Source organism: Desulfovibrio sp. OH1186_COT-070, from assembly GCF_003860215.1.
In the GTDB taxonomy this organism is placed as follows: domain Bacteria; phylum Desulfobacterota; class Desulfovibrionia; order Desulfovibrionales; family Desulfovibrionaceae; genus Desulfovibrio.
On sequence record NZ_RQYH01000011.1, the window covers coordinates 23,043 to 43,925 of the forward strand.

Consider the following 20,883-nt stretch of genomic DNA (forward strand, 5'->3'; position numbering starts at 1 on the left):
GGCGAGCGTCAGAAGAGCAGCAGAAACACCAGCAGCAGAAACATGCCGCCGCCGAGCCACGGCTCCACTGTGGTCACATATCCTGCGGCAAGGCAATAGATCAGGAGGGCGGTCAACAGCACGGGATGCCGGGCAAAAAACGCCCAGAGAAAAAATCGCTCACCCCGCGCGGCTTCCTCTGCTGCCCGGCGTTTTTCAAGGATTTTCCGCAAGCGCGGCAAGTGCCGCGCGGCCGCGCCCGGAGCGTTCCAAAGCGGCGCATACGCGTCGGCCACTACGGGCCAGATGCCGTCGGGCAGGCCGCCCTGCTCCAGAAAGACGCACAAATCCTCCATAAAGTCCGGATCCGGCAGGACAATAAGAACCTCCGGCCGACCGAACACATGGTCCCACGGCGTGCGCCGGGTGCTTGCGGCAAAGCCTTTTTTGGTCAGCAAAAGGAGTTCCAGCGCTTTTTTGCGCAGCGCGGCGAGAAAAGCCTCTGCCCCGCCCCCAAAGATATCTTGCGCCAAAGGGTTCCAGGCGGGCCACTCGGCATGGGGGCCCGTATCTGCAGGCAGAAATTCCGCCAGGGGCAAAAGGCAGGGGGAGGTCGGCTGCCCGGATGCCAGATACCACTGGGCCAGGGCAATCTTCATGGCTTCCGGAGCCTGCGTTCCGGCGCACAGACCGGAGAGCAGGTCCAGAAAATACGGCTGGTGTCTGACCGTCGCCATGTCTGGGTGTTGCAGGGCCTGCTGCCAGACATAGAGAACCGGGCACTCAAGGCGTTTCAAGCGGTCCAGCGCCTCCCTGCACTGCCGCACATTTTCCTCCAGCGACAACAGAGGAACGTCCGCCGCAGGCAGACGCAGAACAGCGCGGAGCATCTCGCGCAATTCCCCCAGCGCAGGCAGGGGGCACGGCGCGGCGGAAGAAGCGAAGCCATATGCCGTATACAGGGCCTTGGCCGTGGGCAGCGAAAGGGAGGCGCGGCAAAGTTCCAGCAGACCGGCCAGAAATTCCCTGTCACGTCCCACAAGGACAAAATCTTCGCTGCGGAGCAGTGAAAGCCAGTCCTCCCAACGGGCATCTTCCTGCCGGTTCAGGATTTTCATGCTCCGGAGGCAGGAGGCGCGGGCTTTTTCCGTGCGGATTTTCCGTTCTTCCTCCTCGGGGGTCTGGGGAAAGTGCTCCGCACGAAATCGAGAAAAACCCTCCACGCCGCCGCCAGGCAGGGGGAGCGGCATCAGGGGAAAGCCCCCTCCTTCTCCGTCCAGCAGAGAAGGCATGCCCGGAAACAGCAGCGGCGTGACATGGCCCACCGGGGGAGGCGTTTCTCCTCTCCCGGTGGCTGCGGATGTTCCGGAAAACGTGCCGGAAGGAGCTGCACAACCTGTAGCAGCGAAAGACAGCGGTTCTTCCGCCGCCTGTTCCACATCAGGTGAAGCAGGCGGAATGGACGCCGCCCCCCTGACCGGAGGAAAAGAAAAGTTTTCTCCTGCCTCTGCTGCGGAGCTGCTGACGGAAGAAGGGGGCGCATCTCCCACCCCACGGTTTGCGGAGGCAAAGGACAGCGGCTTTTCCGCCGCCTGTTCCACATCAGGTGAAGCAGGCGGAATGGACGCCGCCCCCCTGACCGGAGGAAAAGAAAAATTTTCTCCTGCCTCTGCTGCGGAGCTGCTGACGGAAGAAGGGGGCGCATCTCCCACCCCACGGTTTGCGGAGGCAAAGGACGGAGGCAAAAGACAGCGTATCTTCCGTGACATCTTCCGCTTTGCACGGAACAATCGGAGAAGCCTCCCCTTCATCCTGCCCCGCACTCCCGCCCACCGTGATGCTGCGCAGATTGCCCCCGCCAGCCAAAAGCACGGGGTGTCTTCCTCCCTCCTCCCCGCTTGCATCCCTGCTCTCTTCCTCACGCGCATCCCGCATGGCCTCCCGATAGGCCTCGTGCAGACGGCGGAAGCCCTCGGGGTCTTCCTCCGGATGGCATTTTCTCGCCTTTTCCACATAGGCTCGCCGGATTTTCGCGGCGTCCCTGGTGGGCGGTATGCCCAAAATATTCCAAACAGACACAGGCAGCCTCACAACAGGCAAAAGCTTCAAAAAAACAGGCGCAAAATACCGCGCCAGCATCCTACTGCAGGACGGAACCTGAAGGAGGCGGCCCCATGCCCTCCGGGTCGGCGTCTGCGGCATCATTGTCATCGACATCAAAGGCATCTGCATCGTCCATATCGTCCGAAGGCAGCAACCCGTACCCTGCGGAAAACTTTTCCACTCTTTCCAGTACTTCCCGAAAAACCTTTTTTCCCCGCGCAAGGGCAACGGGGCCTCCCGCAGCGCAGGCCTTCAAGAAATCCTCCACGGCAAGGACCACCGCAGTCCTTTCATCTCCGGTGGTCTGCGCATACAGGCGCTCTCCCCAAGCCAGGAGCGCGCGGGCTTCCTCTTCTTCATGGGGGGGACGCTTCAGGGCGGCCAGGGCCTGTATGCGCTGCCGGGCTTCTTCTTCCGTCATGCCGCTGCGCTTTCCCAGCAAAATCTCCCGCCGCACCTCCCCAGTGCTGGGCACGGTTCCTTCCACCTCCAGCAGTCCATTGATATCATAGGTAAAGCGCACAGAAACGCATTCCTTTCCCGCAGGCGCAGGAGGAACATTGAGCGTCATTTCACCCAACAGAAGATTGTCTCTACTGTAGAATTCTTCACCCTGCAAAATGTCCACATGCACTTTTGTCTGGTTGGCAGTCGTCGTCCGGAACTTTTTGACCCGGCTGCACGGCAGGGGGCTGTTGCGCTCGATGATGGACGCCATGTGCAGCGTGTCGTCCTCCCTGCTGCCCACAACGGATGTGCCCAAGGTAAAGGGGCAAATATCCGTCATGATGATATCGCGCACTTCTTCCCTGCGCTCCCTGATGCCCGCATAGATCCCCAAACCCAACCCCACCACGGTGTCCGGAGAGAAGGGATGGCCCACCTCGCGCCGCAAAAGCCGGGACAAAAAGGCCTGCACCACAGGCATATTGCATGATCCGCCCACCAGAATGATGTGGCTGATTTCCCGAAGCCGGGTTTTGCTGTCGGCCAGCACACGCCGCACCGGTGTGCCCATACGTTGAAAAAGAGGGCCACTCATGTCGATGAGCTTCTGGTTGGTCAACACCAACTTTCCGGCAGCCTCGCCCGCCGCGATATGCAGCAGGGTTTCTTTTCTGTTGCTCAGTTCGCGCTTGCAGGCTTCTGCCCGCTGCAACAGATCCGCCTGGGCCAGAGGCGAAAGCAGGTCCAAATCCAGCCCATTGGCCTCGCAATAGCCCAAGGCAATCTGCCGGTCGAAATCCCGCCCGCCCAACTGATTGTCGCCGGAAACAGCCATGACGCTGAGCATGTTCTCAAAACAGTCCACAATGGAAACATCAAGAGTGCCCCCGCCAAAGTCGAAAATGAGCGCCTTCATATCTGTGCTCTGATCATACAGGCGGCAGGTCAGGGCCGCGGCCGACGGCTCGTTGAGAATGCGCTCCACCCGCAGCCCAGCCAGGCGGCCCGCCGCCTTGGTGGCGGCACGCTGGGCATCGTTGAAGTAGGCAGGCACGCTGATGACGGCCTCGTTCACGTCTTCTCCAAGCCATTGCCCGGCATCATCCTTGAGCTTGCGCAGCACCAGGGCGGAAAGATCCTCCGGGGCAAAGGTCTGCCCCCCCAGAAAATATTTTTTGTCCGTGCCCATGAAACGCTTGAAGCCCGACGCGGAATATTCCGGCGCGCAGACGAGCCTGTCCAGCGCGGCTTGCCCTACCAGCACGGAACCGTCCTCGGCAATGCTGACGGCGCTCGGCGTGAGTACGGACCCCAGGGCATTGGGCACAAGTTCGGCACTGGTTTCGCGCCAGACGGACACAAGGCTGTTGGAGGTTCCAAGGTCTATTCCGATGACTGGCATATCCACTCCCGATTTTTGGTACAGTTTTCGGACGCAGGCCTTGCATGGGCTGGCCGCAGGGGGACGCAACGCACAGCCCCCCGGAACAAGCCCCCTGCGCAGCATTGCGGCGTGGGTATTTTTATGCTATAGATATACGGTAATATGCAACAAGCCCGCTATGAGGAATTTTCCCGGTGCCTTACCTGTCGCCCGCAGAGAGCCTTTCTTGAGCCATGCCGGAATCCGCCGGGAAAAAACGTCCGCCACCCAGCAATGCAAAACCACGGGAGACAGCCCGCATGAAACGATCCGCCGCCCTTTGGCTGTGCCTTGCCTTTCTTTTTGCCCCCCTTTTCGCCCATGCCAAAGAAAAAGTTCTGCTGGACACCGACATGGTGGAAGCCTTTGACGATGGCGTGGCCATGGTCATGCTGGCCAATGCCCCCGGCATCGAGCTTGTGGGCGTGACCACCGTCACAGGCAATTCCTGGGTGCAGGACGGCACTGCATGGGCCATACGCCAGCTTGAGGCCGAGGGCCGCACCGACATTCCCGTAGCCGCCGGTCTGGAATATCCCCTGCGCCCGCAGCGACATCTCAACTTCGAGCAGGAGCGCAAGGCCAACGGCATGGGGCACGATGCGTGGCTCGGCTCCTTCGGCTATCCCCAGCCCGAAAGCTGGCAGGCGTTCTACAAAAAGCACTATGGCAAGGAACCCACAGCCCGCCCTGTGGACAAGCATGCCGTGGACTTCATCATCGACACCGTGCGCGCCGACCCCGGCCAGATCACCATTGCGGCCATCGGCCCGTGCGGCAACCTTGCCCTGGCCATCCGCAAGGCCCCCGACATCATCCCCCTGATCAAGCGCGTAGTCTACATGGGTGGAGCCTTTTTCCGGCCGGGAAACGTGACCCCCGCTGCGGAGTTCAACTGGTGGTTTGACCCCGAAGCCGCACGCATGACCGTGCGCGCGCCCTTCAAGGAACAGATCGTTTTGGGGCTGGATGTCTGCGAAAAAGTCGTCTTCCGCCGGGAGAATTACGACAGGCTGTTGACTACCCTGGGCACGGGGGAGCAAGGCCGCATCCTGCGCTCCACATTTGTGGGCAAAAGCTTTGAAAAAGACCCCGCGTTTACCCACTTTGTGTGGGACGTGCTGGTGGCTGCGGTAATCATTGACCCGACCCTCATCACCAGCGAGGTGACGTGCCTTGTTGACGTCAACGATGTCTTGGGCTTGTCTTACGGGCAGTCTCTGGCCTACCCCAAAACCGGCCCCGAGGGGAGCCAGAAGGCTCGCATTGTTCTGGATGTGGATCAGAAGCGCTTTTGGGACATGCTCAACGACACCACATACTGGGCCTCTGTGCGCCGCAAATAGCCAGCCCGCCGAAAGGCAGGCGCGGCCCTGACATAAACACAAACATTACAGGAAGAACACAATGGCCCTGCAACCAGTACGCATAGGCGTTCTCTTTGTCCTGTTCGCCCTTTTGTCCGCCCCGCTGGCCCTTGCCGGACCGGCATACCGCACGATAGTGACCAGCAATCCCCAGCATGACAATGCCGAGCGTAGCAGCGGCTTTTCCGTCAGGATCATCCTTGACGAGGAAAAATGCAAAAAACAGTACGGAGCGGACTGGTCCGCGCAGTGCTCGGCCCCGCCCGCAGGCGAACCCGGACGTCGGGTGGAGGGCGTGCAGATGAGCCCTGCGGTTCCCGGCGTCTGGCGTTGGGAATACGGATCCGCCATGCGCTTTTTCCCGGAAAACCGCCTGGCTCCGGACACGCGCTACACCATCTCGCTGGAAAAAGTCTCCCTGCCGGGACGTTTTGACTTCGTCAAGCGCACCGTCACCTACACCACGCAGCCCCAAGGCGCAAAAATCGGCAAGGAAACTCTCTGGATCGACCCTTCGCCCAAGGGAGCGCACGCCATTTCCGTACCGCTGTCTTTCATCTGGCCAGCCACGCCTGCGGATGTGGAAAAGCTCATTTCCCTGACGCCCACCGATGCCAAGAGCGGCCTGACCTTGGGCGCGCCGCGCTTTGTCTGGAACGAGAGCCGTGACGAAATGGTGGTCAGCGCGCCGGTCACGGCCCTTGCCGAAGACAATGCGGCCGCCAGGCTCACCGTCCAGAATATGCCGCCTTTTGAAGAAAAGGACGGCAAGCGCATTGTGCAAAAAAACAAGAAAGACAAGGAAACAAAAACACAAGGCACCTTCAGCGTCACCGGCAAATCGCAGTTGCTGAAAGTGAGCAGTATTGTTGTGCAGCCCCGATACGATGCCGATCTGGACAAGAAGTACCAGCTTGAGGTCAAAACAACGCTGCGGGTGTTGCCCTCGGAAGTGCTGCGCTATCTTGAGGTCATCCAGTTGCCGCGCACCCTTTCGCCCGGAGCCGGACAGGACTGCGACTGGTCAAAAATGCCCGCTGTCAGCGCAAAGGACATTGAAAAAGGCGAAAAACTGACCCCGCAGCTGCTGCAACCGGCCGACGAACCTGCCGACCGCATTCTTTTGCAAATTCCGGCTCAGGCCGGGCGAGGGCTTTTGACGGCCATGCGGGCCGGGTTGCCCTCCACCAGCGGGCTGACCCTGAAGAAACTGAACCGCTTCATTCTCACGGTTCCTCCGCTTGAGGCGGAACTGCGCTTTTTGCAGCCCGGCAACGTGCTGGCCCTGAACGGTGACAAAAAACTGGATATTTATGCCACGGGGCTGACCTCCATTGCTTGGCGCGCCGAACGCGTCCGCGAGCCGTTTCTGGCCCTGCTGGCCCAGGAAACCGGCTTCACCCCCCCAGAGCAGGAGGAAAATGAGGATGAGGACGAGTACGGCGGGCAAAGACGCGTTGTAAACTTCAGCGGCATGAGCGATGCCCTTGAAGGCCGTATGGACGTCCAGAAGGGCGGCAGCAAAAACATGCCCGGAGGCGCTTCGTTTCCTGTTGTTGACATGGCTCCCCTGCTGCAGGGCGGGCAAAATTCCTGGCATGGTCTGGTGCGCCTCACCCTGACCGGATTTGACGGCGAAAAGCAGGTGGCCGAAACATCGCGGCTGGTGCTGGTAACCGACATCGGCATGACCATCAAGACCGCCGCCGACGGTTCCCGCGCCGTCTTTGCGCAGCGCTTGGGCACGGGCAAGGCCCTGAGCGGAGCGCAGGTGCGCCTGTTGGGCGCCAACGGCCTCCCGGTGCTGACCGCCACCACCAACGATCAGGGGCGGGCCGATCTGCCCCCTACCCAGGGCCTTGTGCGCGAAAAACGCCCCGTGGCTCTGGTGGTCAGCGCGTCTTCCTCCGGCGGGCAGGACATGGCCTGGATGTCGCTGAGCGATGCGGCCCGCCGCGTGGACTACAGCGATTTTGCCGTGGCCGGACGCCACAGCGCCGCCGACGGCCTCAGTGCCTCTGTTTTCAGCCAGAGGGGGCTGTACCTGCCGGGCGAAACCCTGCGCTTCGGCTGCGTGGCGCGCCGTTTTGACTGGCAGCCCCTGCCTGCGGATCTGCCCCTTGAAGCCGTGCTGACCAGCCCCACAGGCACAGAAGTCATGCGCACCCCCTTCAAGCTGGCGCAAGACGGCCTGAACACCTTTGACTGGAAAACACCCGACGATGCGGCAGTGGGAACCTACCGCCTGGATATTCGCTTGGCCGCTCCATCGGCAGGCTCCGGACGCTCCCCGGTACTCGGCAGCGCCGAAGTACGGGTGGAGGAATTCCAGCCGGACACCCTGGCCCTGAACGCCTCTTTTGAGCCTAAAGCTCCCAAAGGCTGGATACGTACGGATCAGGCTGCCGGTCCCGCCATTGCCCAGGCCCGCTTGGACAACCTCTACGGAGAGCCGGCCTCCGGCCACCGCGTGGAAGCCACCTTCCTCGCCTCTCCGGGCAAACTGCGTTTTCCGGGTTTTGAAGACTACACTTTCCACGATGCTACCCCCTACGGGGGGGAAACCCAATCCATAGAAATGCCCGCCGCCTTTACCAATGAAAAGGGTGTGGCACGCTTCTCCCTGCCTCTGGGCAAACTCCAACCGGGCACCATCCGCGGCGTATTTCAGGTGCAGGGCTTTGAACTTGAAGGCGGGCGCGCCGTGGGCCGCCAGATGGAAGCCCTTTTCTCTCCGCTGGACGTAGCCTTGGGCTACAAACCCGAAGACGCCGCCAACAATCTGGACTACATCCCGCAGGGGGCCAAGGCATCCCTGCGCCTGCTGGCCGTGAACAACGACCTTGCGCCCGTGAGCCTGCAAAATGCCGATATTGTTTTGTCGGCCAGGCGCTACGTCAACAGCCTCGTCACCGATGCGCGGGGCGAATACCGCTACGACGCCACCCCTGTGGACACGGAAATCTCGCGCCAGTCGGCGGCCATCGGTCCGGAAGGCTATTCCTGGACGCTGCCCACCGGCGAAGCGGGAGACTATCTGGTAACGGTCAAAAAATCCGACGGCACGCCTCTGGCCATCATCCCCTACAGCGTGGCGGGCAACCGTCTGGCGGAGCCGGAGAGCCTTTCTGCCGACTCCCTGGTCAAGGGCAACCTGCGCCTCAAACTGGACAAAGAGCGCTACGAAGCCGGAGAGACCATCAAAATGCGCCTTTCCACGCCGTATGCGGGCACAGGGCTCATCACCATCGAACGGGAAAATGTGCTGGCCCACGCCTGGTTCACGGCCGAGGCCGGTTCCAGCGTGCAGGAAATCAAGATTCCCGCGAATTTTGAAGGGCGCGGCTACGTCAACGTGTCGTTTTCGCGCTCCCTGCAATCAGACACCGTATATATGAAGCCCTATGCCTATGCTGTGGCTCCCTTCACGGCGGGCGTGGCCCGGCGCGACATGGGCCTGAAAATCGAGGCGCCGGCCCGCGTGCTGCCCGGCGAAAAGGTCACACTGCGCCTGACCGCACGCCAAGCCGGGCGCGCCCAGGTTTTTGCCGTGGACGAGGGTGTGCTGCAACTGACCGCCTTCCGTACGCCCGATCCCCTGCACGATCTGCTGGCCGACAGGGCGCTGGATGTGGACACCCGCCATGCCTTTGACCTGCTCATGCCCGACCATGCGCGCTTGCGCGGGCGCATCCCCGGTTTCGGCGGCGACATGGGCGGCGCGGGCGGACGTTTTCTCAATCCCTTCAAGCGGAGGGGCGAACCTCCCTTTGCCTTCTGGAGCGAAATTGTCTCCGCTGATACCAGCGGTACGGAAATCACCTTTACTGTTCCCCAGTATACCAGCGGCCGGATACGCATCATGGCCGTGGGCAGTGCCGTTTCATCCGATGCTTCGGCGGCGGGCAGCGCACAGGCTTTCTCCGAAGTGCGGGGAACCCTGCTGCTCAAGCCCCTGCTGCCTTTGGCCGTTGCCCCCGGCGATACCTTTGACGGTGCGCTGGTTGTAGCCAATACGGTGGAAAACAGTGGTTCCGGCGCTTCGGTGCAGGTACGCATGGAGTGCGACCCCGGCCTTGCCTTTGTGAACAGCAAAAAAGAGCAGACCATTACCGTGGACGAAAACGGCGAAGCCGTAGTGCGCTTTACCCTGAAGGCCAGGGAACATCTGGGCGAAGCCTCGGTGCGCTTTACCGCATCTCTGGAGGGCGCGTCCGGCAAAGGCACGGCCCGCTCCCAGAGCCTGTCGGTACGCCCCCCCGCCCCGCGCGTACGCACCGAAACCGAAACTCCTCTTACTGCCTCCACGGACATTCCCGTGCGGCGTGATATCTACCCCTATGAAGCTGTGGGCAGAGCCGCTGTTTCCAGCGTGCCCATGCTGGGGCTGCGCTCCGTCTTCTCCAAGCTTGATGCCTATCCTTACGGCTGCACCGAGCAGCTTATCAGCCGTGCCCTGCCCTATGCGGCTCTGCTCGCTTCACCGGCTCTGCGCGAACAGGTTCTGCGTACTCCCGGCCGCAGCCCCGAAGAGGCGGAAAAGCTGGCCGGACAGACTATTGCCAACGCCATTGCCGCCATACGCCGCAACTTCACCGCCTGGGAAGGGGTCAGCCCCTGGCCGGGACGGGAAGGTTCCGACTTTGTCACAGCCTATGCCGCAGACCTGCTGCTGACCTTGCGGGAAAACGGCGCGGCCGTGCCCGAAGGGCTGACCAGAAATGTTCTGGACACCTTGGAAAATATCGTTGGCCGCTCCCCCGCGGACCTCTATGACGGCCGCGTCAAACTGTACGGGGCATGGCTTCTGCTCCGCGACGGGCGCATCATGACCCAACAGGTGGAGCGCTTGGAACAGTGGTACAAGGACAATACCACCGGTTGGGAAAAAGATATTGTGGCCGTTCTCATGGCTGACTGCTATGCGCTGCTGCGCCTCGCGCGGACTGCGGAAAAACGCTTCCCTTCGGACTTCAATCCCGGTACGGGCGATGCGATCTTTTCCGTTGGCATGGCCAGAGCCCTGCACGCCACCATTATCCAGCGCGATTTCCCGCAGCGCGCCAAGGAGATTCAGGCTCAGGATCTTTTGCAGCGCGCCTTTGATACCAGAGCCAGCACCGTGGATCTGGGCTTCACGGCCAGGGCGCTGACGGTCATGGCCCTTGGCGAGGGTTCCGTGCCCACGGGCATCAAGCTGACCTGCGAGGAATATGCGCAGGACTTCACGCCCGCCACGGCTCCTGCCGAGCTTGTGGGTTCGCTGCTGCAACTGGATGCTCCGGGCTGCCTGCGCTTCCGGGCGGAACTACCCGCAACGGGCAAGCAGCAATGGCAGGCACATGTGACCGCGGAAGGCTTTGAACGCGCCCCCTTGGGAGAAGCGACCAACGGCATGGAACTGCAACGCCGCTACCTGAACTCGCGCGGGGAGCCTGTAACCTCAGCCCGCTTGGGCGAAGTGCTCACGGTGGAACTGACCGCGCGTGCGGCTTCGGCGGACAAGATCGACAACGTGGTTCTTGTGGACCTTCTGCCGGGCGGCTTTGAGCCCATTCTGGAAAAAGATGCGCCGTCAGACATGGACGGGCTGATCCGCTACGAGCGGCGGGAAGACAGAGGCATCTTCTTTGTGGAACTGGCACAAGAAAAGCGCGTCTTCACCTATCGGGTGCGGGCGGCTACCAAGGGACGCTTCATCCTGCCCACTGCCTCGGTGGAGGCCATGTACACGCCTGAAGTCAACGGCCGGGTGGGCGGCGGCCATATGGACGTGCAATAGCCCCAACCTCTTGCCTTGGTTTTGCCCCCTCTCCGGCGCACAAAAAACACGCGCCGGAGAGGGGGCGATTGATACCGCATGAAAATCCTCTGGTCCAAAATCCGCCACATAGGGCTTTGGGCGGCAATTCCGCTCGCCGCCCTGCTGGCTTGGCTGTTTTTCGCGCCCTGCCGCGCGCCACTGGAGGGGGTGAGCTTTTCGGGCGTGATTCTGGACAATACGGGCGCGCCCCTGCGCGTCAGCCTTTCCCGTGATCAGAAGTACCGCATCCACACGCGCCTGACAGACATTCCCCGCGCGGCCGTGGAGGCGGTGCTGCGCTATGAAGACCGCCACTTCTACTCCCATCCCGGCGTCAACCCCTTCTCTCTTTTCCGGGCAGCCTTGAGCATGCTTGGCGGGGGGCGGCGCATGGGGGGGTCGACGATCACCATGCAGGTGGTCCGCCTGAGCCACAATCTGGAAACCGGAAAACCCGGCGCAAAGCTGCGCCAGATGCTGCTGGCCCTGCAACTGGAATGGCATTTCAGCAAGGACGAAATCCTTGAAGCCTATTTCAACCTTGCGCCCTACGGTGGCAATGTGGAGGGGCTGGGAGCGGCCGCCCTTGTGTATTTTCACAAAACTCCGGCCCAACTGACCCAGGCCGAGAGCGCCGCCCTGATGCTGGTTCCGCAAAATCCTGTCAAACGGCGGCCTTCCCAGGACAATCCTGCTTTTGCCGCTGCGGTCAAACGCCTTGACCAGGCCTGGTCCGGCAGGACGGAGCACGCCCCTTTGCGCATATACGGCCCCCAGGATCTGCCCTTTGCAGCTCCGCACATCTGCGCGGAACTGCTTGAGCGGCACAGGGACGGAGGCGTGCTGCGCACCACACTGTCGCCCACGCTGCAAAAACGTGTGGAGGGCGGCCTGCGCGCCTTTGCAAGCCGCAATACCGCCTACGGCCTGAAAAACGCCGCAGCCTTGGTGGTTCACTGGCCCAGTATGGAAATCCGTGCTCTGGCCGGTTCCGCCGATTTTCATGATGCGCGCATCAGCGGGGAGATTGACGGCACAAGGGCGCGCCGCTCCCCCGGATCGACCCTCAAACCCCTGATTTACGCCCTGGCCCTTGACCAGGGCATCATCCATCCCCACACCCTGTTATTGGACACGCCGCGCAGCTTTGCGGGCTATGACCCGGAAAATTTTGACGGCAGCTTTCGCGGCCCGGTATCCGCAGCGGAAGCCCTGCGCAGCAGCCGCAATGTGCCTGCCCTGACCCTGGCAGCGCGCCTGAAGCACCCCGGCCTGTACGAATTTTTGCGCCGGGCAGGTGTGGAATTTCTGTCCGGCGAGGAGCATTATGGCCTCAGCCTGGTACTGGGCGGGGCGGAGCTGAACATGCGGGAGCTGGCGGGCCTTTACGCCATGCTGGCCAACAAGGGCGTCTGGCGGCCCCTGCGCCTGCTCGGCAGCGAGCGGGAGGAAACAGCGCGCCCCCTGCTTTCTCCGGAAGCCGCCTTTGTGACCCTTTCCATGCTGGAGGACGGCAGCACAGACCACCGTGTGCGTTCCCGTGGCGGGGCTGTTCTGCCCCTGCGTTTCAAAACCGGAACCTCCAACGGCTTCCGGGACGCTTGGACTGTGGGCATTGTCGGCCCCTATGTGCTGGCGCTCTGGATAGGAAATTTCGACAACAGTTCCAACCCGCTGCTGGTGGGAGGCCAGGTGGCCGCCCCGCTTTTTGTGGACATGGCGCGGGAAATCGCTGCGGCCGAAGCCCTCAAAGATACCTTGGGCCAGCCCGCGCCCGGCCTCAACCTGCAACGCGTGTCCGTGTGCGCGGCCACCGGCGACCTGGATACCTCCCTCTGCCCGGATACTACGGAAACCTGGTATATCCCCGGCGTTTCTCCGCTGAAGGATTCGGGTGTCTTCCGCACCATCCTTGTGGACACGCAGACGGGACTGCGGGCCTGTACACAACGCAAAGGCCGCACGGAAATCCGCGTATGGGAATTCTGGCCCAGCAACCTGACCCAGATGTTTGCACGGGCGGGCATCCGCAAGCCTCCTCCCCCCCCCTTCGGGCCAGAATGCCTTGAGGCAGGCCAAAGCTCGGGCCAGCCCCCGACCATCGCCCAGCCCAAGGAGGGCCTGATCTACCGCATCAGGCTGAGTCCGGAGGGCAACCAGCCCCTGGCTTTTGTAGCCCATGCCGATGCGGGAGTGCGGGAACTGTACTGGTTTCTGGACGGAAGCTATCTGGGCAGCAGCCGTCCGGGGCAGGCCCTGCTCTGGACAGCCAGACCCGGCGATGCCGTGGTGCGCGTGGTTGACGATGCGGGGCGCTCCGCGCAACGCCGCCTGAAAATCCGGGCAACGCCGTAATTCCGCTGAAAAAAGCAAACTCCCCCGCCAACGATTGCAGTTTCAGGCGGATTTTCCTACACTTTTTGTGCAGGGGATTCCCTTGCCATGTTGCGATGCCCAGTGTTCCGGAAAGCCGGATAACGTACCGAAAAACAGGAGTATGCCATGCAGTGGAAAAAACTTCTCTTGCTCACTCTCTGCGCGGGTCTTTTGGCCGCCCCGGCCTTGGCAGCCCCTTCCGCCAAGCGGAGCGGCAATACCGTACAGATCACCGAAGGCCTGACGCCGGAAGTCATCAGCGCCATCAAGGAAGAAGAAGGCAAGATCAGTGACAAAAGCCAGATGGGTTTTACCCTGAAAAATGCCACGGATGCAGACGTGGCCAAACTCTGCGAACTGTATCCCGACATGGCCTCCCTCAACCTGGAAGGCAAGGACTACAGCGACCTTTCGCCTGTGGCCTCCCTCAAGAAGCTGAGCCAGTTCAGAACCCGGAACAGCAGGATCAAGGACTTTTCGCCCCTGCGCGGACTGACCGGCATGAAGGTTCTGGACATCTCCGCAGAGGCCATGGGGCCGGATCTGAGCTGGATGAGCGGCATGAGCCAGTTGACCTCCATCACCATTACTGCCGGAAAAAACCTTGTTTCCTTCGAGGGTATTCCCTCCCTGCCCAACCTGACCAGAGCGCATTTCGACAGGGGTGAGCCCAAGGACCTGACCCCACTGGTCACTGCCCTGCCCGGCCTGAAAGAACTGCATCTCAAGTACGCCACCCTGAGCGACCTTGCCCCCTTGACCAAACTGGCCGACCTGGAAGTCTTGGATTTTTACGGTGCCAAGCTGAGCAGCTTTGCTCCTCTGGCGGGCTGCCCCAAACTGCGCAAGCTGGACTACTACGCCACCAAAGACGCGGACTACAGCACACTGGGCGAGCTGACGCAGGTTTCTGTTCTGGAAGGCGGCCTGACCAAGCTTGAAGACATCTCCTGGCTGGCAAAACTGCCCAATCTCAAAGAGTTCAGGCTGTTCGCCGAAGCTGTGGCAGACTACAGCCCCCTGGCCCAGACAAAACTGGAAAAGCTGTTCATCTGGAGCATGAAAAAGCCTGTTGACCTTGCGCCTGTGGGCAAAATCGCCACACTCAAGGGACTGAAGCTCTGGAGCGTGGAAAATGTTTCCGGCAGCCAGGAGCTTGCGAATCTGACCAATCTGGAAAAGCTGGAAATCAGTGGCTGGGAAGAGAAGAGCAGAACAGCTCTGGACTTGGCCTTTTTGAAAAAACTGTCCAAACTGGTCAACCTGAATATCCAGAAAACCACGCTGACCACTCTTGATCCTGTTGCCCTCTGCCAGAGCCTGGAGTCTGTGCGTATGACTCAGGTGAGCGGCCTGATCAGTCTTGCCCCGCTGAAAAAGCTGCCCAAACTGAAGAACATGGAAGTGAGCAAGGGTGCTTTTGCCGAGGCGGAACTGACAGGTTTTGCGCCTTCTGTCAAAGTTGCCCAACGCTAGAAACGGCGTTTTCACGCGGGCAGGTCTGAAAAGGCCTGCCCGCGCTCCAGCCACTGACAAGACCCACCAAGGGAACAAGGAACCGTCATGAAACAAGGCCACGCTCTTTTCGTCAGGCAGTTCTGGCCCGTGCCCCTGTTGCTGGCCCTTCTGCTTCTGCCCTTCGGCTGCTCCCAAAAACAGAAAACCGTGCCCCCCCCTCCCGTTGCCGGAGCGGGGATGGAGTTGGTGTTGCTGCACACCAACGATACCCATTCGCATCTGGCCGGTATCGACAAGTACGGCAATCCCTGCTTTGAAGACAGCCAGTGCCGGGGCGGCATGGCCCGCATTGCCGCTGCCATCCGCGCGCGCAAGGCTCAGAGTGACAACGTGCTGGCTCTGGACGCGGGGGACTTTTTTCAGGGCACGCTTTTCTACAGCGTGCACAAATGGCCTGTTATTGCCGCGGTCAACGCGCACATGCCCTACGATGCCATGACCCTCGGCAACCACGAATTTGACGACGGCTGCGATGCGTTGAAAAAATTTCTGGAAAAGACCACCTTCCCCGTGGTGGGGGCCAATCTCAAGCCACAGCCGGGCTGCCCCCTGCGCAACAGCACCATCGAAAACTGGATTATCCGTCAGGTACGGGGAACCAGCGTGGGCATTGTGGGTCTGGCCAACGATGAAGTACGGCATCTGGCCTCGGCCTGCGAGCACACAACCTTTGACGCCGCCGCAACCGCCCTGCGCCGCGCTGTGCAGGAATTGCAGGCAAGAAACGTGAGCCATATCGTTGCCCTGACCCATCTGGGCCTGCCCGCAGACAGGGAGCTGGCCCGCACCGTGGACGGCGTGGACGTGATCATTGGCGGGCACACCCACAGCTATCTCGGTCCCGACTCCAGGGAAGGCCCCTATCCTCTGGTGGAAAAATCTCCCTCGGGCAAACCCGTGCTGGTGGTTACGGCCAAAAACGCCACCCAGTATCTGGGCGACCTGACCGTGGTTTTTGACCGCGAAGGCGTGCCCCTGCGCTGGAGCGGCGGAGCAAAGGAACTCATGCCCGAAGATCCGGGCGATCCCGTGATCAGAAAAATCATCAACAGCTACACCGGTTCGCTGGAAAGTTTCAGAAAAACGAAAATCGGCTCCCACAATCTGCAATACGCTGACGGCATGGACGCCTGCCGCGCGGGAGACTGCCTGAGCGGCATGCTCTTTGTGGACGCCCTGCTGGAATATGCCCGTCCTTTCGGCGCAACATTGGCCCTCGCCAACGGCGGCACCATACGCAGCGCCCTGGCTCCAGGCGACATCACCCGCAGCGACCTGATGACGCTCATCCCCTTCCGCAATATCATGGAACTGCGCCGCTATACCGGCGCACAGCTTTTGCAGGCCCTGGAACACGGTGTGGCCGAAGAAGGCGGCAAAGGGCCGCGCCTCCTGCAGACCGCAGGGCTGCGCTATACGGTGGATGCCTCCCGCCCGACGGGACAGCGCGTTGTCAGCGCAGAAACCTTGGACGAAAAAGGCAATGCCGAACCCATTGACAGGGCAAAGACGTACACCGCCATCCTTGCCAACTACCTGACGCGCGGCGGAGACGGCTATGGCGTGCTGGCGCAGGGCGAAGCCATCTCCTTTTCCAACCCTACGGATGTTGAGGTGCTTGAAGCCTATGTGAAAAAACACTCCCCCCTGCCCATGCCTACAGCCGGACGCATCACCTTCCGCTAGCCTTTTGGCTGCGGTTCCCCCTGCTTTTTGGGCAGGGGAACCGCAGCTTTTTTTCTGTTTCCCTCTCCTGTTGCCCTGTGGCAATGCCCGCTTTCCCCCACAAACGCTTGCTTCTGCCTGCAATGCTCCGGTCTTGCGGCATGGCTGCCTTGACGTTTCATCAAAAAGCCCCATTATTTCTGCCGGAGGAATTGTTCCATGAAACTGCCCGAACTTTCCCGTATCCTGAAATTGCAGGTGGTGCTGAAAACCCTTCTGGTGCAGGCATGCCTGCTGGTGGGCATTTTGCTGACGGTCTGGGGCCTGCAACGCCTGTACGGCATGGTGGACAGAACAACCTTTCCCAAGGCGGCGGCCGTGCCCGCCAATGTGGACGCCCTGCAGGAACATGAAAAGGGCAAGGTGCTGCTGGACGCCATTTCCGCCCAGATGCGCCGGGAACTGGATTCCACTTTTGGCTGGAGCTTCAACGACATCGTATTCAACCGTTTTGTGCTGGACAACCGCGCCTACCGCCAGTACGGCGTGTACCACATGACCAGAGTCCTGCTCGATCTCTACGCTTCCCAAATCGCCAAGCTCGGCTCCAGCGGCAGGGAGAGCGAGTTCCTGTACAAGGCGCGCATCAACAATTTTGCCATTGATCCGCGCAGTTTCCTTTTCCCCTCGGCGGAAGGCTCCTACAAAAAAGGCCTGCAACTGCTGGAAGATTACAAAACGTCTCTGGACAAGGGCACGGGCGTTTTCAACTGCCGCACCGACGACATCCATGCTTCCTTTGTCACGGTCACGGGCGAGAACGTGCTGGGCTATGCCCAGGGCCTGCTGGAAAACGCCCAGGACCTTTCCTCCAGCACCCTGGACAACAGAATTTATGAGGTCCAAGGCATGGTGCTGGTGCTGCGCGACTTCATCCACACGCTCTACCGGTTGTATCCGGAAATCCGCGCCAGAAACAACGAGGAAAACATGGCCGCCGCCCTCGCCCATATGGACCGCATCTGCACCTATGACCCGCTGTTCATCACGCCGACTCTCAATTCCGGCGAGCTGGTTCTCTCCTATCTGCTTTTTGCCAAGGCCCGCCTTGAGGATATCCGCGACAGCATCCGCATGTGATCCGCCGGACGAGAGGCGCAAACAAATGCAGTACCCCCGCACCCGGCATACAGCCGGGTGCGGGGGTACTGCATTTGTTTGCAAAACTCAACCCATATCTTCTGTCAGGGCCATGTTGCGCGCCGCAGCGGTTTCGTCGAGACGGCGCACTGGCAGGCCAACGGGAGCCTGTGCCAGAGAGGAGGGGTCTGCCAACCCCTGGCGCACGATGTCCCGCAGAGCCTCCACATAGGTATCCAGCGTATCTTTGCTTTCGGTTTCCGTGGGTTCAGCCATCAGGCATTCGTGCACAATGAGCGGAAAATAGACCGTGGGCGCATGGATTCCGCGCTCCAGCAGAGCCTTGGCCAGATCAAGGGCGCGCAGGCCCTTGGGGGCCGAAGCCACAAATTCGTGGGCGCAGAGACGCTCCTGAAAAGGAATGTCCAGCACACCTTCCAGCTTCTTTTTGAGGTAATTGGCGTTGAGCGCCGCATACTCCGAAACGCGTGTCAGGCCCGGCCCGCCCAGGCGCAGAATATAGGCCAAAGCCTTGAGCACCACGCCGAAACTGCCATAGAACGGCGCGATATAGCCTACGGATTGGGGGATATTGTAGTCCAGACAGAAGCTTCCGTCCTGCCGCCGGAGTACGCGCGGCGCCGGGAGGAAAGGCAAAAGCCGTTCGCCGACCCCCACTGGTCCCGCACCCGGCCCGCCGCCCCCGTGGGGAGTGGCCAGGGTCTTGTGCACATTGAGGTGCACCACGTCAAAACCCACATCGCCAACGCGCATTTTGCCCATGATGGCATTCATGTTGGCCCCGTCATAGTACAGAAGGGCGTCGATTTTGCGCAGTTCGTCCACAATGCGCGGCAAATGGATTTCCATGAGCCCCAAGGTATTGGGGCATGTCATCATCAGCCCGGCCACATCGTCGCCGTGCTCGGCAATGACCCGTGACAGCGCCTCGGGATCGACCATGCCGTCACGCGATTCCAGATTTATGGTCTCGAAACCGGCCAGAACCGCCGAGGCGGGGTTGGTGCCGTGCGCTGCATCGGGAATGAGCATCTTCCCGCGTTTGCGGCCCTTGGCCTTGTGGTAGGCAGCCATGAGTTTGACACCGGCAAACTCGCCGTTGGCCCCCGCCATGGGCTGAAAGGTAAACGCCTTCATGCCCGTAAGCTCGCAGAACAGTATCTCGGCTTCATACAGACACTGCAAGGCCCCCTGAACGCGAGCAGCCCCCCGCCCTGTCTGGGCCAGAAGAGGATGCAGGCGGGCAAAACCCGGCAGGCCCGCCACATACTCCGTGAACTTGGGGTTGTACTTCATGGTGCAGGAACCGAGGGGATAAAAATTGGCGTCAACGCTGAAGTTGCGCCGGGAAAGCTGCGTGAAGTGGCGTACCACGTCCAGTTCCGAGCATTCGGGCAGACGCGGCGGATTTTTTCGCAAAAGTTCGTCCGGCAGCATGGCGGCAGCCGCAGGCGCATCGCCCGACAGGCAAGAGGCGCGGCGGCCGGGTACGGATTTGGCAAAAATTGTTTTCACAGCAGGCCTCCCACCATTTCTGCCAGCATACCGATCTGGCTGCGGCTGTTTTGTTCGGTGCAGGACAGCAAGAGCGCGTTCTCCATGCCGGGATAGTACCTTCCCAGCGGATATCCGGGTATGCAGCCGTGATCAGCCAGAGCATCCACCAGATCTGTAGCGGGCATGGGCAGGCGAAGGCACACTTCCGAGCCGAAAGGCGCATCGTTCAGCAATTCCACGCCCTTGAGGGCGGTCAGCCTCTCCACGGCATAACGGGCAAGGGCCATGTTGCTTTCTGCCCGGCGTGTCAGCCCGGACGGCCCCAGCAGGCACATGTGTACAAGCGCCCGCAGGGCGCAGAGAGCCTGATTGGAGCAGATATTGGAGGTAGCCTTTGCGCGGCGGATGTGCTGCTCGCGCGCCTGGAGGGTCAGCACATAGCCGGTCTTGCCGTCCACGTCGACCGTGCGCCCCACAATGCGTCCGGGAAACTGCCGTATGTGTTCTTTGCGGCAGGCCATAAGCCCCAGATACGGTCCGCCGAACTGGAGGGGCAGGCCCAGGCTCTGCCCCTCGGCCACCGCAATGTCAGCCCCCATTTCCCCCGGAGTCTTGAGCACGGACTGCATGACCGGATAGACGGAAATGACGCCGAAAACCTTGTTCTCCCGCGCTTTGGCAAAAAGGGAGGAATAGTCGGCCACGACTCCGAAGAAATTGGGATTCTGCACCAGAACCGCCGCGCAGGAGCCGTCAATGGCGTCCATCAGGGCCGCCACATTGCTCACGCCGTCTTTCTGGCGCACGGTTTTCACTTCCACATCCAGGTCCGCCACGTAGGTGGCCAGCATGACCCGCCAGAACGGGTTCACAGCTTCGTCCACCACCAGGGTGCGCCTTTTTGTGGCGCGCACGGCCATCATGGCAGCTTCAAACAGGGCAGAGCCGCCGTCATAAACGGAGGCATTGGCGCAGTCCATCTCCAGAAGGCGGCAAACCGCCGTCTGGAATTCAAAGACCGCCTGTAGCGTGCCTTGCGAACATTCGGCCTGATAGGGCGTGTAGGCCGTATAAAATTCGCTGCGTCCGGCGATGGCGTCCACAGCCTTGGGAATGTCGTGGGCGTAGTAACCCGCGCCCAGAAAGGAAATGAGGTTCACATCGTTTCTGGCGGCCAGACTTTCAAAATACCCGCAGACAGCCGCCTCGCTCTGCCCTTCGGGCAGATGGAAACTTTGGGGCCGCATGGTTTGCGGAATGTCCGCGAAAAGCTCATCCAGGCTGCTCATGCCCAGAACAGAGAGCATCTCGCGCAATTCATCAGGCGTGTGGGGAATGTATGGCATGGGGACTCCTCACCTTCAGGCGGAATACAGCTGGCGGCTCTGCCGCCCCTTGGTCGTGCGGATGCCGGAACAAGACTGTCCGCAAGCGGAGAAACCCCGCTTGCGGCTATCACAATCGCTCGCTTTGCGGTGCGGCCAAGCCACGTCCTGCTCGCAATTTTCGGGACCGCTGCTCTGGCAACAGCCCGTCCGCATCGC

Annotated in this window: 10 protein-coding genes and 1 pseudogene; 6 read left to right on the top strand and 5 right to left on the bottom strand. The window is 61.1% G+C overall.

Translation table 11 applies throughout. The features are described 5' to 3' along the window. Positions 1–8 precede the first annotated feature (8 nt). From EII23_RS05565 to EII23_RS05575, 3 genes and pseudogenes are all read right to left on the bottom strand, one after another. Positions 9–1,748 carry a hypothetical protein gene (locus tag EII23_RS05565; RefSeq protein ID WP_260424614.1) on the bottom strand — a complete coding sequence of 580 codons (1,740 nt, stop codon included), beginning with the start codon at positions 1,746–1,748 and terminating at the stop codon, positions 9–11. Between the two features lie 184 nt (positions 1,749–1,932). Then, positions 1,933–2,211: pseudogene (locus tag EII23_RS13615) on the bottom strand (J domain-containing protein); the annotation flags it as partial. Beyond that, positions 2,120–3,931, bottom strand: a complete 1,812-nt coding sequence (locus EII23_RS05575) for an Hsp70 family protein (RefSeq protein WP_185702313.1) — start codon at positions 3,929–3,931, stop codon at positions 2,120–2,122. The gene EII23_RS05575 and the pseudogene EII23_RS13615, both read right to left, overlap by 92 nt. A gap of 281 nt (positions 3,932–4,212) precedes the next feature. Between EII23_RS05575 and EII23_RS05580 the strand changes: the two genes are divergently transcribed. The 6 genes from EII23_RS05580 (at position 4,213) to EII23_RS05605 (ending at position 17,821) form a co-directional block, all read left to right on the top strand. Next, on the top strand, positions 4,213–5,298 hold the full coding sequence (locus EII23_RS05580; protein WP_124792403.1) for a nucleoside hydrolase: 1,086 nt from the start codon (positions 4,213–4,215) through the stop codon (positions 5,296–5,298). A 61-nt stretch (positions 5,299–5,359) separates the two neighbouring features. Then, positions 5,360–11,101: an alpha-2-macroglobulin gene (locus tag EII23_RS05585; protein ID WP_124792404.1), complete on the top strand. Its 5,742-nt coding sequence runs from the start codon at positions 5,360–5,362 to the stop codon at positions 11,099–11,101. A gap of 78 nt (positions 11,102–11,179) precedes the next feature. Further along, a complete protein-coding gene (gene pbpC / locus EII23_RS05590; RefSeq protein ID WP_124792405.1) occupies positions 11,180–13,477 on the top strand; it encodes a penicillin-binding protein 1C in 2,298 nt (765 codons plus the stop codon). A 147-nt stretch (positions 13,478–13,624) separates the two neighbouring features. Further along, on the top strand, positions 13,625–14,974 hold the full coding sequence (locus EII23_RS05595; RefSeq protein WP_124792406.1) for a leucine-rich repeat domain-containing protein: 1,350 nt from the start codon (positions 13,625–13,627) through the stop codon (positions 14,972–14,974). Positions 14,975–15,061: 87 nt separating this feature from the next. Further along, positions 15,062–16,702 carry a bifunctional UDP-sugar hydrolase/5'-nucleotidase gene (locus tag EII23_RS05600; protein WP_260424615.1) on the top strand — a complete coding sequence of 547 codons (1,641 nt, stop codon included), beginning with the start codon at positions 15,062–15,064 and terminating at the stop codon, positions 16,700–16,702. A gap of 198 nt (positions 16,703–16,900) precedes the next feature. Continuing rightward, positions 16,901–17,821 carry a DUF2333 family protein gene (locus EII23_RS05605; protein WP_124792407.1) on the top strand — a complete coding sequence of 307 codons (921 nt, stop codon included), beginning with the start codon at positions 16,901–16,903 and terminating at the stop codon, positions 17,819–17,821. A gap of 87 nt (positions 17,822–17,908) precedes the next feature. Here the strand turns inward: EII23_RS05605 and gcvPB are convergent, their stop codons facing one another. Continuing rightward, positions 17,909–19,357 carry an aminomethyl-transferring glycine dehydrogenase subunit GcvPB gene (gene gcvPB, locus EII23_RS05610; protein ID WP_124792408.1) on the bottom strand — a complete coding sequence of 483 codons (1,449 nt, stop codon included), beginning with the start codon at positions 19,355–19,357 and terminating at the stop codon, positions 17,909–17,911. Then, the gene (gene gcvPA / locus EII23_RS05615; protein WP_124792409.1) at positions 19,354–20,685 is read right to left on the bottom strand and encodes an aminomethyl-transferring glycine dehydrogenase subunit GcvPA; all 1,332 of its coding nucleotides are present in this window, start codon (positions 20,683–20,685) and stop codon (positions 19,354–19,356) included. The genes gcvPB and gcvPA overlap by 4 nt, the downstream gene beginning before the upstream one ends. Positions 20,686–20,883 lie beyond the last annotated feature (198 nt).

Excerpts from the sequence above, each read along its gene's own strand:
- EII23_RS05575 (WP_185702313.1), bottom strand. The coding sequence starts at position 3,931 with ATGCCAGTCATCGGAATAGACCTTGGAACCTCCAACAGCCTTGTGTCC.
- EII23_RS05580 (WP_124792403.1), top strand. The coding sequence starts at position 4,213 with ATGAAACGATCCGCCGCCCTTTGGCTGTGCCTTGCCTTTCTTTTTGCC.
- EII23_RS05585 (WP_124792404.1), top strand. The coding sequence starts at position 5,360 with ATGGCCCTGCAACCAGTACGCATAGGCGTTCTCTTTGTCCTGTTCGCC.
- EII23_RS05605 (WP_124792407.1), top strand. The coding sequence starts at position 16,901 with ATGAAACTGCCCGAACTTTCCCGTATCCTGAAATTGCAGGTGGTGCTG.
- EII23_RS05565 (WP_260424614.1), bottom strand. The coding sequence starts at position 1,748 with ATGTCACGGAAGATACGCTGTCTTTTGCCTCCGTCCTTTGCCTCCGCA.
- gcvPA (WP_124792409.1), bottom strand. The coding sequence starts at position 20,685 with ATGCCATACATTCCCCACACGCCTGATGAATTGCGCGAGATGCTCTCT.
- EII23_RS05600 (WP_260424615.1), top strand. The coding sequence starts at position 15,062 with ATGAAACAAGGCCACGCTCTTTTCGTCAGGCAGTTCTGGCCCGTGCCC.
- EII23_RS05595 (WP_124792406.1), top strand. The coding sequence starts at position 13,625 with ATGCAGTGGAAAAAACTTCTCTTGCTCACTCTCTGCGCGGGTCTTTTG.
- pbpC (WP_124792405.1), top strand. The coding sequence starts at position 11,180 with ATGAAAATCCTCTGGTCCAAAATCCGCCACATAGGGCTTTGGGCGGCA.